This is a genomic window from Alteromonas sp. KUL17, assembly GCF_006538305.1.
In the GTDB taxonomy this organism is placed as follows: domain Bacteria; phylum Pseudomonadota; class Gammaproteobacteria; order Enterobacterales; family Alteromonadaceae; genus Alteromonas; species Alteromonas macleodii.
Genome location: NZ_BJKJ01000030.1, coordinates 1 through 13,618, shown reverse-complemented (window position 1 = coordinate 13,618; position 13,618 = coordinate 1). Strand labels below are relative to the sequence as shown.

Annotated in this window: 13 protein-coding genes and 1 pseudogene; 4 read left to right on the top strand and 10 right to left on the bottom strand. The window is 45.1% G+C overall.

Going from position 1 to position 13,618, the window contains the following annotated elements; all coding sequences use genetic code 11:
• Positions 1-32 precede the first annotated feature (32 nt).
• Both KUL49_RS18340 and KUL49_RS18335 read left to right on the top strand, forming a co-directional pair.
• Positions 33-275 (top strand): type II toxin-antitoxin system ParD family antitoxin, encoded by a 243-nt coding sequence (locus tag KUL49_RS18340; RefSeq protein WP_044583775.1) that lies wholly within the window; start codon positions 33-35, stop codon positions 273-275.
• Positions 275-574, top strand: coding sequence for a type II toxin-antitoxin system RelE/ParE family toxin (locus tag KUL49_RS18335; RefSeq protein ID WP_165477921.1), 300 nt, complete (start codon positions 275-277; stop codon positions 572-574). The genes KUL49_RS18340 and KUL49_RS18335 overlap by 1 nt, the downstream gene beginning before the upstream one ends.
• Before the next feature lie 105 nt (positions 575-679).
• Here KUL49_RS18335 and nqrM read toward each other — a convergent pair whose 3' ends face one another.
• From nqrM to KUL49_RS18285, 10 genes are all read right to left on the bottom strand, one after another.
• Positions 680-913, bottom strand: coding sequence for a (Na+)-NQR maturation NqrM (nqrM, locus tag KUL49_RS18330; RefSeq protein WP_014950791.1), 234 nt, complete (start codon positions 911-913; stop codon positions 680-682).
• Positions 914-922: 9 nt separating this feature from the next.
• The gene (locus KUL49_RS18325; protein WP_131138205.1) at positions 923-1,948 is read right to left on the bottom strand and encodes an FAD:protein FMN transferase; all 1,026 of its coding nucleotides are present in this window, start codon (positions 1,946-1,948) and stop codon (positions 923-925) included.
• Between the two features lie 135 nt (positions 1,949-2,083).
• Positions 2,084-3,316 carry an NADH:ubiquinone reductase (Na(+)-transporting) subunit F gene (gene nqrF, locus KUL49_RS18320; RefSeq protein WP_071815998.1) on the bottom strand — a complete coding sequence of 411 codons (1,233 nt, stop codon included), beginning with the start codon at positions 3,314-3,316 and terminating at the stop codon, positions 2,084-2,086.
• A gap of 20 nt (positions 3,317-3,336) precedes the next feature.
• On the bottom strand, positions 3,337-3,945 hold the full coding sequence (gene nqrE / locus KUL49_RS18315; RefSeq protein WP_014950794.1) for an NADH:ubiquinone reductase (Na(+)-transporting) subunit E: 609 nt from the start codon (positions 3,943-3,945) through the stop codon (positions 3,337-3,339).
• A 3-nt stretch (positions 3,946-3,948) separates the two neighbouring features.
• Entirely contained in the window at positions 3,949-4,581 is a 633-nt protein-coding gene (locus KUL49_RS18310) for an NADH:ubiquinone reductase (Na(+)-transporting) subunit D (protein ID WP_014950795.1), read from the bottom strand.
• A gap of 10 nt (positions 4,582-4,591) precedes the next feature.
• Positions 4,592-5,356, bottom strand: a complete 765-nt coding sequence (locus KUL49_RS18305; protein WP_131138204.1) for a Na(+)-translocating NADH-quinone reductase subunit C — start codon at positions 5,354-5,356, stop codon at positions 4,592-4,594.
• Complete coding sequence (locus tag KUL49_RS18300) at positions 5,346-6,548, bottom strand: NADH:ubiquinone reductase (Na(+)-transporting) subunit B (RefSeq protein WP_039216387.1); 1,203 nt, start codon at positions 6,546-6,548, stop codon at positions 5,346-5,348. Before KUL49_RS18300 ends, KUL49_RS18305 begins: the two co-directional genes overlap by 11 nt.
• Positions 6,549-6,551: 3 nt before the next feature.
• Entirely contained in the window at positions 6,552-7,892 is a 1,341-nt protein-coding gene (locus KUL49_RS18295) for a Na(+)-translocating NADH-quinone reductase subunit A (RefSeq protein ID WP_131138203.1), read from the bottom strand.
• 512 nt (positions 7,893-8,404) lie between these two features.
• Positions 8,405-9,583, bottom strand: coding sequence for an enoyl-ACP reductase FabV (fabV, locus tag KUL49_RS18290; RefSeq protein WP_131138202.1), 1,179 nt, complete (start codon positions 9,581-9,583; stop codon positions 8,405-8,407).
• A gap of 299 nt (positions 9,584-9,882) precedes the next feature.
• Positions 9,883-10,503 (bottom strand): FKBP-type peptidyl-prolyl cis-trans isomerase, encoded by a 621-nt coding sequence (locus KUL49_RS18285; RefSeq protein WP_014950800.1) that lies wholly within the window; start codon positions 10,501-10,503, stop codon positions 9,883-9,885.
• A 233-nt stretch (positions 10,504-10,736) separates the two neighbouring features.
• Here KUL49_RS18285 and ppc point away from each other — a divergent pair, with 233 nt between their 5' ends.
• Both ppc and KUL49_RS18275 read left to right on the top strand, forming a co-directional pair.
• Positions 10,737-13,358 (top strand): phosphoenolpyruvate carboxylase, encoded by a 2,622-nt coding sequence (gene ppc / locus KUL49_RS18280; RefSeq protein ID WP_131138201.1) that lies wholly within the window; start codon positions 10,737-10,739, stop codon positions 13,356-13,358.
• Positions 13,359-13,464: 106 nt separating this feature from the next.
• Positions 13,465-13,618: pseudogene (locus tag KUL49_RS18275) on the top strand (IS3 family transposase); the annotation flags it as partial.

Here is a 13,618-nt window from a genome sequence, read left to right as displayed (position 1 = left end):
ATTGTAAGTAATTTACTTACAGGGTTTGTCATATGGCTAGAACAATTACATTTCAACCAAGTAGAAGTATGAGCGAATTTATCGAAGCGATGGTAAGTTCAGGCAATTATAACAATCAAAGCGAGGTAATTCGCGCTGCATTGAGACTGCTTCAGGAACAAGACGCATCGTCAAAGTTAAATGCGCTGAGGCTCTTGATTGAAGAAGGAGAACAAAGTGAAGACGACATTAATTTTTCAATGGACTCTCTTAAGAAACGGCTAGATAGTAGATAGTGACTAAATTCCGCGTTTCAAAAGCTGCTGCCAATGATCTATATGAGATCGGTGTTTATACCGAAGAGTACTGGGGCAAGGAGCAACGCAATAATTATTTAGATGACCTTGAGTCAAGATTTATCGAGCTTGCAAACGATGCCAACTCGGCGTTAGCTATACCGAGAAATGATATTAAATGGGGGTGTTTTTCTAGCAATGTGAATAAACATATGATCGTTTTTAGAAAATTCAAATACGGTATCAGAATAATTAGGGTTCTTCATCAATCAATGGATATCGTTCGGCAACTTCAATAAAACTCAACGTTAACGAGCTAGATAGATATACTTACAGAACAAAAAAGCGCTGTCGATTAGCATCAAACAGCGCTTTTAAACCCTAAGCCAACAATGGTTTCAGCATTACAGTATTTGGTTTTGCTTCCACTCGTTCAATTTTTTCTGGCGGGCTTCTTCTTTTTCCATGCGCGACTTTTTACGGTCACACGGTTCTGGACAGTCACAGGCTTTTTCAATACCTAGTGCACCTAAGCCACCACAGCTTCCAGAGATTGATTTTTTCTGAAAAAGGTAACCTACGGCCATAGCCAGTACCATTGTTAGAAAGAAACCAAAAGCAAGAATGAATGTAGACATTGCTACCCCCTAATTATGAACTGTGACCAGTTTATCAAATTCTGGCGATGCATACTCTTCAAATCCGTCTTCTGTGCGACGAATGAGGAATACAGCGAGTTGTTCTTGCTCAGCAACCGCTATCGCTTGTTCCCATCCCATTACATTAAACGCCGTAGCCAAACCATCAGACGTCATTGAAGAAGGATGAATTACCGTAACCGAAACCAAGTTATGTGAGATAGGTTTGCCCGTTGTGGGGTCGATTAGATGCGAATAACGAACGCCGTCTTCTTCGTAATAGTTGCGATAGTCACCTGATGTAGCAACCGCGTTTTCTCCTATTGAGACAACTTTTTGAACAGCACGTTCAGTGGTAACTGGCTTTTCAATGGCAATCAGCCACTCACTGCCGTCGCCTCGTTCACCTTTCACACGCATTTCACCACCTATTTCTACAAGGTAGTTTTCAATGTTGTGCTTTTCAAGGATCTCCGCCACTCCATCAACACCAAAACCTTTTGCAATAGTCGACAGGTCGACATAAAGCATTGGGTGACTTTTCTTCAAGCCTGTAGGCGTGGTTGACAGCTTCTTATAACCCACATATTCGCGAATATCGTCGATGTCTGTCTGGCTTGGTACTTTTTCAGGGCGCTTAGTTGGTCCAAACCCCCATAAATTAACCAATGGGCCAACGGTAACATCAAGTACTCCGCCACTTAGGTTAGCCAAGCGTAATGCCTCGTTAACCACAGTTAGCGTATCTGGCGATACGGCGAAATTGTCGGTGTAGCGATATTGATTGAACCTTGATAGTTCTGACGTTGGGTCGTAAGTAGACATCATCTTGTTAACCTCAACAAGACGGGCATCTATTTCAGCTTGTAAGCCTTCTACCGGTGTCTCCGCTACAAGGTACTTAACGTTGTAGGTTGTGCCCATTGTCTGCCCTTGCAGGTGTACTACAGGCGTTTTTTCGTCGCTACAGCTTGCGAGAAGTAGAATACCTACCGCAACAAAGGCGAGGAAAATTCGAATAGCAAATCGAATCACGATGTTGTCCTTAGCTAATATGCACATTATTCAATCGCTATTATGTGCATTCTGCGTTTTGCTTCAACGAAAAAGGGGCTTACGCCCCTTTTAATATGCTTGAGTTTTTAAGCGAGTAGCTCTTAAATTAAACGTCTAGCCACCGAAGTCATCTAGCATGATGTTTTCGTCCTCAACACCTAAATCTTTAAGCATGTTGATTACGGCCGCGTTCATCATAGGTGGTCCACACATGTAGAACTCACAGTCTTCTGGTGCAGGGTGATCTTTCAAGTAGTTCTCAAGAAGTACTTGGTGGATAAACCCAGTGTAACCTTCCCAGTTGTCCTCTGGCTGAGGATCAGAAAGTGCTACATGCCACTCAAAATTATCGTTTTCTGCTGCTAGCTCGTCGAAGTCTTCTGTATAGAACATTTCACGAAGTGAACGTGCACCGTACCAGAAGCTCATCTTACGCTTAGACTTAAGGCGACGAAGCTGATCGAAGATGTGAGAACGCATTGGGGCCATACCTGCACCACCACCTACGAATACCATTTCATTTTCAGTTTCTTTCGCGAAGAATTCACCGAATGGACCAGAGATAGTCGCTTTGTCACCCTCTTTCAGGCTCCAAATGTACGATGACATTTTACCCGCAGGTAGGCTTAAGTTATTAGGTGGCGGCGTAGCGATACGCACGTTCAACATAATAATGCCTTCTTCTTCTGGGTAGTTCGCCATTGAGTATGCACGAATAGTCTCTTCGTCTACTTTAGACTCGATGTCGAAGAAGCCAAAACGCTCCCAGTCACCGCGGTATTCTTCAGGAATATCGAACTCTTTGTACTTAACGTGGTGCGCTGGCGCTTCAATCTGAATATAACCACCTGCACGGAAAGGTACACTCTCACCGTTAGGAATTTTAAGCTTAAGTTCTTTGATAAAGGTTGCTTTGTTATCGTTAGAGATAACTTCACAATCCCACTTCTTAACACCAAATACCGACTCTTCCAGCTCAATTTCCATGTCTTGCTTGATAGCAACCTGACATGAAAGACGGCAGCCTTCGCGCGCTTCACCTTTAGTAATGTGGTCTAGTTCAGTTGGTAGGATTTCACCACCACCTGAGTGTACATCTACACGACACTGGCCACATGAGCCACCGCCACCACAAGCAGACGATACGAAGTAACCTGCGTCAGCTAGTGCACCAAGAAGTTTGCCACCCGGTGCAGTTTTGATTGCCTTATCTGGGTCACCATTGATAGTGATAGTTACATCACCACTTGGTACCAATTTAGACTTGGCAAACATGATAATAAATACCAGCGCTAGAACGATGGCAATAAACATGCCTACGCCTAGATATATTTCTACATTATTCATTTATATGCTCCCGAGCTTTCTTACAGCTGAATACCAGTGAATGACTGGAAGCCTAGTGCCATTAGACCCGCGATCATAAATACAGAACCAAGACCACGAACACCATCAGGCATATCAGCATACTTCAGCTTTTCACGTACTGCCGCTAGCAATACAATTGCTAGTGCCCAGCCCATACCACTACCAACGCCGTAAACGATGCTTTCAGTGAAGTTGTATTCACGCTGTACCGCAAACGCCACACCACCGAAGATTGCACAGTTAACGGTAATTAGCGGAAGGAAGATACCTAGTGCGTTGTAAAGCGCAGGGAAGAACTTATCTAAGCTCATCTCTAGAATCTGTACCAACGCCGCGATAACACCGATAAACGTTAGGAAGTTAAGGAAGCTTAGGTCAGCTTCTGGGAAACCTGCCCATGCTAGTGCGCCTGGAGCAAGAATGTTTACATAAATAACTTGGTTAACGGGTACAGAGATACCTAGTACCACGATAACTGCAACACCAAGACCCATAGCAGTTTTAACTTTCTTAGATACCGCTAGGAATGTACACATACCCAAGAAAAGTGATAACGCCATGTTCTCAACGAAAATTGAGCGAACAAATAACGACAAATAATGTTCCATGACTTACTCCTTAGGCTCTACTTGCTCTGGACGGATAGTACGGATAAACCAAATCATACCGCCGATTAAGAAGAATGAGCTGAATGGTAGGATTAACAAACCGTTACCCTGATACCAGCCACCGTTTTGAACCAGTGGAAGGATTTCGAAACCTAAAATAGTACCGAAACCAAATAGCTCTTTAATTGTACCAATAACAATTAGAATGAAAGAGTAACCCAAGCCGTTACCAATACCATCAAGGAAGCTCATCAGAGGTGGGCTCTTCATGGCGTAAGCTTCAGCACGCCCCATTACGATACAGTTAGTAATAATAAGACCAACGAATACCGAAAGCTGCTTCGATATTTCATACGAATACGCTTTCAAAATTTGGTCAACTACGATTACCAACGACGCAATAATGGTCATCTGGATAATAATTCGAACGCTAGATGGGATCTGGTTACGAATTAGTGAAATAAACAAGTTTGAGAACGCTACAACGCTTGTAAGCGCTAGCGACATTACCAATGCTGTTTCCAGCTTAGTGGTAATTGCCAGTGCTGAACAGATACCCAATACCTGTAGGGCGATCGGGTTGTTGTCCAGGATTGGCCCAAAGAGGGCCTTTTTCATTTCTTTAGTATCTGCCATGAGACTTCCCTTATGAACGCCATGCTTGGTTCTTCAGGAACTGGCCGAAGCCTTGCTCGCCTACCCAGTAACGAATTGTGTTTTCAACACCGTTGCTGGTTAGGGTTGCACCTGAAAGCGCATCGATAGTGTGAGGATTGCTAGGGTTAGCATTTTTCACTACGCGAATAGCAACTTTGCCATTCTCGTAAAGCTCTTTGCCGTCCCATTTGTCCTGCCAAGCAGGGTTTTGCACTTCACCACCTAGTCCTGGCGTTTCTTTTTGCTGATAGTAAATAAGCTCGCGAACCGTTTGGCCGTCTGCGTCTACCGCTAAGAAACCGTACATAAGATCCCAAAGGCCGCTGCCGTGTACAGGAAGGATGATACGAGAAACATCACCTGCGTCGTCGCGAACTAAGTAAACACTTGCCACGTTAGGGCGGCGTTGGAAACCAACATTGCTGTTAGTTACCTTAGTGCTGTACTCAGTTTCTTTGGCTGCTTTATACATATCGTAATCTGGCTTAGGCGCTTCTACGAAAGTACCTTCGTCAAGATTTACATAACGCTGTTCTACTCGCTCGCTGTACGTGCTTTCAATTGCGCTATTGCTCATGCCCATTTCATAAAGGCCTGCAGCATTAAGAATGTTGCTCTTTTTATCTAGAGCTGCGTTTGTTTGTTGTAGAGAGCGAAGGCCAACAGCCGCGCCAGAAACAACAATTGAACAAACTAAACATACGGCAACAACAATACCTACCGTTTTGCCTAAAGATTCTTTCTTAGCCGACACGTGCTACCCTCCGCTTGATATTGCTTTGTGCGACGAAATAGTCGAACAGTGGCGCCCACAAGTTAGCAAATAGAATTGCTAGCATTACACCTTCAGGGAAGGCTGGGTTTAGGACGCGGATTAGTACCGTCATGAAACCAATGAAGATACCGTAAGCCCACTTACCTTGGTTTGTGAACGACGCAGAAACTGGGTCTGTCGCCATAAAGAACATACCAAAAGCAAGACCACCAACAACAAAGTGCCAATGTGCAGGCATTGCAAACATAGGGTTGGTATCGCTGCCGATTAGGTTTAGCAAGGTTGCGAAGAACGCCACACCAACTGCTACACCAGCAACAATGCGCCAACTTGCTATACGCATGTACATGATGAACAAGCCACCAAGAATAATAGCAAGGGTAGACACCTCACCCGCTGAACCTGAGATAGTACCGATGAAGCTGTTCATCCACTGATCCATGTTCGCGTAATCAAGGTTGCCAGAAGCCGCTTGGCTTAGAGACGTTGCACCAGAATAACCATCTGCCGCTACCCATACTTGGTCACCTGAAATTTGTGCAGGATACGCAAAGTAAAGGAATGCACGACCAGACAATGCTGGGTTAAGGAAGTTACGACCTGTACCACCGAATACTTCTTTAGCAATTACAACACCGAAAGTAATACCTAGTGCAACTTGCCATAGAGGAATAGTAGCTGGAAGTGTTAGTGCGAACAAAACCGATGTTACGAAGAAACCTTCGTTAACTTCGTGCTTGCGCACAGACGCGAATAATACTTCCCAGAAACCACCTACCGCGAACGTTACCGCGTAGATTGGCAGCCAGAAACATGCGCCATAGAAGAATAGACCTAGTGTACCCGCATTTGCCAAGTCACCGCCTAGTGCAGCGAATAGGCCTGCTTGCCACGTATCAGGTAGTGTTCCTGCACCAGCAGCAATTGCTTCTTGCGCTTGGAAACCAATGTTATACATACCAAAGAACATAGCTGGGAATGTTGCCATCCATACCATGATCATGATGCGCTTAAGGTCAATGCTGTCACGCACGTGCGTGTTAGCTTTGTTTACTTTACCTGGGGTGTAGAAAATGGTCGCCGCAGCTTCGTAAAGCGCATACCACTTTTCATGCTTACCACCTGGTTCGAAGTTTGGTTCGATTTTTTCTAAATACGCTTTTAAACCCATGACTTAACCCTCTTTCTCTATCGTGGTCAAACAGTCGCGTAAGATAGGAGCGTAGTTGTATTTGCCAGGGCATACATAAGTACACAATGCCAAATCTTCTTCGTCCAACTCTAAGCAACCCAACGTCTGAGCACCGTCAGTATCACCAGAAATCAGGTCCCTAAGCAGAAGCGTAGGAATGATATCTAGGGGCATAACGCGTTCGTAATTACCAATTGGAACCATAGAACGTTCAGAACCATTGGTAGTTGTTGTCATATCAAATTTCTTGCTGCCACTTAGGTGACCTAAGTAAGCACGAGTCACTGAGTGTTGGTTTGAACCAGGTAGGATCCAACCGAACAATTTCTTCTCGCGACCTTCTTTTAGTAGTGAAACTTGGGTGTGGAAACGGCCAAGGAAACCGTGAACGCCCATCGCCGTTGTACCGCTAAGTACAGAACCAGAGATAACACGTACTTCACCGTCTACTTGCTCGTTTGCAGTAAGTTCGGTCAAGTCTGCGCCCATTACGGTGCGCACTAGGCGTGGGTTGGTTGCTGCAGGACCTGCAAGTGAAATAACACGACGGTTATCTAGCTCGCCAGAGGTCAGCAATGCACCAATTGCCATTACGTCTTGGTAGTTGATGTGCCAAACCGTTTTGTTCATGCCAGCAGAATCAAGGAAGTGGATGTGAGTACCCGGTAGGCCCGCAGGGTGAGGACCGCCAAATTCTTCAACATCAACTGCCGCATCGCCAGTAGCAACAGAAGCACCTGCCGCTTTACAAACGTAAGTCTTGCCGCCGCTCAATTGCGTTAACGCTTTAAGACCATTTACGAAATCGTCTTGGCGCTCAGCAATAATCACAGCAGGATCTGCTGCCAGTGGATTGGTATCCATTGCTGTAACGAAAATTGAACTTGGAACAGAGTCTAGCTTAGGAGATTTGCTAAATGGACGTGTACGGAACGCTGTCCACATGCCTGACTCTACAAGGATTGACTGAAGCTGCTCGCGTGAAGCGCTCGCGATCTGGTCAGCTGCAATTTTATCAAAAGTTACAGCATCGCTGCCGTTCACTTTGATAACTACAGACTGAAGAACACGTTTTGCACCACGGTTAACCTCTACCACTTCACCCGCTGCTGGAGCAGTGAATTTAACGCCAGGGTTCTTTTTGTCTTCAAAAAGCACCTGACCTTTCTTCACTACATCGCCAACTTGGACGTGCATGGTAGGGCGCATACCCACATATTCTTCTCCCAGAATGGCAACGCGCGTTGCAGCAGTTGCATCAGCAATCTCCTGCTTTGGCGCTCCCTCAATTGGGAGGTCGAGACCTTTCTTGATTTTTATCATATGTAATCGCACTACTCTAATAGAAATACCCTTTTGCATGACCGCAGAAAACCTGCCTGTCAGCATGCAAAAGCGCACTATTAACAGGTGTAGAACACCTTTTCGTTGTTGATTGATGGAACTTGCTGCAATTGCTACGGTCAGCCTGTTATGAAGCCGTAACGCATAATTCCTTTTGCGGACGCTTAATTCGCCCTTTCTTTATAGACCACCAGCAGAAATTTACACTTATTATTGTTTTTGTGTAGCTGCAATCGCTACTGCTGTTTTGGTAGAGGCAGAAAAGACCCCTACTTAATTTCGGGATTTTAGCATTAACCCATACGTTTGTGCCACGCTATTTCAAGATAAAGGCAAATTTTTCTACAATTTAATGTAAACCTTTGGTCTTATTCATTTACATTTTTTGAATCTCCCCCCTATATCAGCTTGTAATTAGGTACAAAAAAGCCGTCAAATCAGACGGCTTTCGCATATATGAGTATTAGGTTAATTAATGGTAAGTTTAGGTTTTACCAATTAACCATTGGGTCAACTTCACTGTCGTAATCAACACTTGAAATGTCAAAACCGAACAGTTTTAAGAACTCATGGTTGTAACCTTTGTAGTCACTTAAGTCATGAAAGTTCTCTTGTGTCACTTGATCCCAAAGCGCCTTAATTTTTGCCTGTGTTGCATCGTTAGTTTCTTTGCCATCCATGCGATAGCGATTTGCTTCATCTAACGTTGGTGTATTGCCGAAAAGACACTGCGTGAACAAGCCGTGAATCTGCTCAATGCACCCTTCGTGGGTGCCTTCCTCTTTCATCACTTTATAAATAAGTGAAATATACAAAGGCATTACAGGAATGGCTGAGCTTGCCTGCGTTACCAGTGCTTTCAACGAGCTCACATTGGCTTGCACAAGCAAATTACTGTTTTTACCGATAATGGCTGCGGCAGCGCGATCCAAGTCTTCTTTCGCTTTACCAATCGTCGCTTGACCATAAATAGGCCATGTTAGCTCTTTACCGATGTAGGTATATGCGGTGGTTTTACAGCCTTCAGCAAGCACATCGGCTTCACGTAAAAAGTCCATCCAACGTTCCCAATCTTCACCGCCCATCACTTTAATGGTATTGAGGATTTCTTCGTCGTTGGCTGGCTCTAGCGATACTTCATGCACTTTATCTTTATCAGTATCGTAGGTTTTTGTTGTGTACGCCTGCCCTACTGGCTTAAGCGTAGATTTATACGTTACGCCTGTTTCTGGGTCGGTTCTACGCGGGGATGCAAGGCTATAAATGACCAAATCAACCTTGCCCATTTCAGCTTTGATTTTTTCGATGGTTTCATTTTTGATTTCATCGGAAAACGCATCGCCATTAATAGTTTCTGCATACAAACCTTTTGCTTTGGCTTTTTCGTGGAATGCAGCGGTGTTGTACCAACCGGCAGTACCCGTTTTACGTTCCGTTGGTGCTTTTTCAAAACACACACCCAGCGTTTTAGCGCCATAGCCAAACGCAGAAGTAATGCGTGATGCTAAGCCGTATCCCGTTGAGCTACCAATAACCAATACATTTTTAGGGCCTTCGCCTAAGTCGCCTTTTGCTTCTACATAAGCAATTTGTTCGTCAACCGCCGTTGCACAGCCAACAGGGTGCGCGTTTGTACAAATGAAGCCTCTCACTTTAGGCTTGATAACCATAATAATTTTCCTTATTTGAGCGTGGGGCTATTGTAATGCCGAAGCCACTGATAACAACTCGGAGCAGATGAAACCTAGCATATCGCAAACGCAAGGCGACACCAATGAAACAACGTGCCAAATTTAGGTTTGCTTTGTATTTACGAGAAAAGACAGAGAAGAAAAGAGATAGGAAAAAGAAACATTAGGCCATATCGCTAAATTCAACGAAGTGCGGGCTAGTTTTTAAAACGTTATGAACTATGAATAAGAAAAGATGGAACACAGGTGTACAGAACTGCACACCTGTGAACAACACATTAACCTAGAACGTCTAAAAGCTCTACGTCAAAGATAAGCGTGCTGTATGGTGCAATAGCTGCACCCGCACCTTGCTCACCGTAAGCAAGATCATGTGGCACGTATAAACGGTACTTAGCACCTACTTTCATAAGTTGAAGTGCTTCAGTCCAACCTTTAATTACGCCACCTACTGGGAATTCAGCTGGCTGGCCGCGCTCGTAAGAGCTGTCAAAAGTGGTACCGTTAATAAGTGTACCGTGGTAGTGAACACGTACAGTGCTAGCCGCAACTGGTGTTTCACCGTCACCTTCAGCGATAACTTCATACTGAAGACCAGATTCAGTAACGGTTACTTCGTCACGCTTCGCATTTTCTTCAAGGTACTTTGTGCCTTCTTCAATAACCGCTTTGCTTGCTTCTTCTTTAGCCGCTTGCATACGCTTGTGAATTTCGCCAAACGCATCACGTAGTGTGTCGTTATCAACCTGAGGCGCTTGACCTGCGAAGGCGTCTTTTAGGCCAGCTACAACAGCGTCAATCGCTAGTCCGTCAAACGGATTTGATTGTAATTGTTGACCCATTTGAAAACCAATGCCGTAACTTGCTTGGGTTTCTACTGTATTGAATGTATCAGTCACAAGAACTCCTGAAATTAAATTACAAATGCAGTACAAATTTCAAACAAAACGCATAACGCGAGAATGTTTCTGCATTTTCCGGTGCAAGAGTGTATCACACCACAAAATATCTTGCTTTGAGCAATGTTAACTAGGGTGAAAAAGTATCAAAATGTTGTAAATTATAACCGAAAGTGGTTAGACAAGTCGCAAAGGACACAGTATGGTTAAGGCCATATATTTAGGAGGATAGCATGCAAACACACTACGATGCTGAACTGAAAGATACCGTTCGATACCTAGGTAAAACCTTAGGTGAAACAATCAAAAATCAATTGGGTCAAGAGTGGCTAGACCGTATTGAAAAGATTCGTAAAGGCGGCCGAGCTTCTTATCAGGGAGACGCTACATGTAGCGAAGAACTGAAAGAAACTTTCAAAACAATGTCTGACAGCGATTTGCTTACTGTTGGCCGTGCATTCGCACAATTCTTGAATTTGGGCAACATTGCTGAGCAAGAATACAATGCGGCAATGAATGTTGATGCGTCTATTGATGCACTATTTAAACACCTAGATAAAGCTGAATTAACAGCTGAAAAAGTGCAGGATGCGGTTGCAAAACTGAACATCGATCTTGTACTGACCGCGCACCCAACTGAGGTTACGCGCCGTACACTTATTCACAAACATAAAGAATTGGCGAACTGCCTTCAGGCTATTCACCAAGAGTCGCTTAATGATGTTGAGCGTAAGAAAATTGAAACCCGTATTGCTGACCTTATTGCACAGGCTTGGCACACTGAAGAAATTCGTTCAGTACGTCCAACACCGGTTGATGAGGCACGCTGGGGCTTCTCTGTTATTGAAAACTCATTATGGGAAGCAGTGCCAGACTTCATGCGCGAGCTTGATGGTCGCCTAAATGAAGATTACGAAGTATCACTGCCACTAGATGCGTCTCCCGTTCAGTTTAGCTCTTGGATGGGCGGCGACAGAGACGGCAACCCTTTTGTAACGTCAAAAGTGACTGAGCAAGTATTATTACTTGCTAGAAAACGTGCGGCCAAGCTTTTCGCGATTGATCTTGATCGCTTGCAAGTTGAGCTTTCAATGTACGACTGCAACGACGCGTTACGCGAAAAAGTCGGCGACGCCAACGAGCCGTACCGCGCCCTTCTTCGTCCACTTGTGGACAAGTTCATCACAACCCGCGATGGCATTAGCGACTACTTAGCAGGTAAAAACCCAGATACTTCAAACTGGGTTGAAAGTGATGATGAGCTAATTGAACCACTGATGCTTTGCTACCAGTCACTGTTAGACTGCGGAATGCAAGTTGTAGCAAACGGTCTGCTGCTAGACACTATTCGTCGTGCTCGTGTATTTGGCATTCACCTTCTGCGCCTTGACGTGCGTCAGGACTCTGAGCGTCATGCAGACGTTTTCAGCGAACTAACACGCTACCTTGGTCTTGGTGACTATGCTCAGTGGAGCGAAGCCGACAAGCAAGCGTTCTTATTGCGCGAGCTTGGGTCAAAACGCCCGCTATTCCCTGCTCAATGGGATGCGTCTGATGACGTGAAAGAAGTGCTTGATACCTGTAAGGTAATTGCGAAGCACAGCAAACACGGTTTTGGTATCTATATTATCTCTATGGCCAGTGAGCCATCGGACGTTATGGCCGTTCAGCTGTTACTTCAAGAAAGTGGTGTAGATTGGCCAATGCCAGTGGCGCCATTGTTCGAAACGCTAGACGATTTGAACAACTCGCCTGACGTAATGCGCAAACTTCTGTCTATCGACTGGTATCGCGGTTACGTTAAAGGTCGTCAATTCGTTATGATTGGTTATTCAGATTCAGCCAAAGACGCAGGTGCACTTGCTGCGGGCTGGGCTCAATACCAATCACAAGAAGCCTTGGTTGCGATTGCTGATGAGTTTGACGTAAGCCTGACGCTATTCCACGGCCGTGGCGGTACAATTGGTCGTGGTGGCTTGCCAGCACATGCTGCCATTTACTCTCAGCCTCCTGGCTCGCTAGACGGCGGCTTCCGTGTAACTGAGCAAGGCGAAACTATTCGCTATAAATTCGGTATGCCTAAGCTGGCTAAACGCAGCCTAGGTATTTACGCCAGCGCCATAATTGAAGCCATGTTATTCCCGCCTCCGGCACCAAAAGAAGAATGGCGAGAGCTTATAACTGCAATGGCAGCCCAAGGTCGCGATAACTACCGTGCAACCGTGCGTCACGATAAAGAGTTCGTACCTTACTTCCGTGTTGCAACGCCAGAGCAAGAGTTAGGCAAACTCCCACTAGGTAGTCGTCCAGCGAAGCGTAAGCCACAAGGTGGTATTGAGAGCCTACGTGCGATTCCATGGATATTTGCCTGGGCACAAACCCGTTTGGTACTGCCAAGCTGGTTAGGCGTTATGCGCGCTATCGATAGCGTGAAGACACCGGAAAATGAAAAAGTGGTTAACGAGATGTTCAGCGAATGGCCGTTCTATCGTTCACGTCTTTCAATGCTGGACATGGTGTTCCATAAAGCCGATCCGCGAATCAGTGAAGCTTATGATGAGCGCTTGGTACCCAAAGAGCTTAAACACTTTGGTGAAGCATTGCGTAGCGAGCTTAAAGAAAGCATCTCGTCGCTGTTGGCTATAACCGGTGACGGCGACATCATGAAGAACGACCCGCAGGGTAAAGAGTCTATGGAGATCCGTGCAGGGTATCTTCAGCCCCTTCACTACCTGCAAATTGAGCTTCTGGATCGTATTCGTAAAGCCGGTGACGATGCACAAAACACCAGCCTAGAGCGTGCCATGATGGTTACCATCGCGGGTATTGCAATTGGTATGCGTAATACAGGCTAGAGCCCAATGAACGCGTAACGTTATAATGAAAAGCCTGCTCATTGAGCAGGCTTTTTTTGTAATGTTGTCCCGTCCTAAAATACGTTGACATAAAGAGGACTTCTTTATGACAACTTCAAGTAATCAAAGACCTAAGCGCACACAGCGTGATTACACATTAGCTTTTAAATTGGGTGTGGTTGAGCGTGTAGAAAAAGGCGAATTCACTTATAAACAGGCACAAGCTCACTTCGGAATACAAGGAAGGTCGACGGTATTAG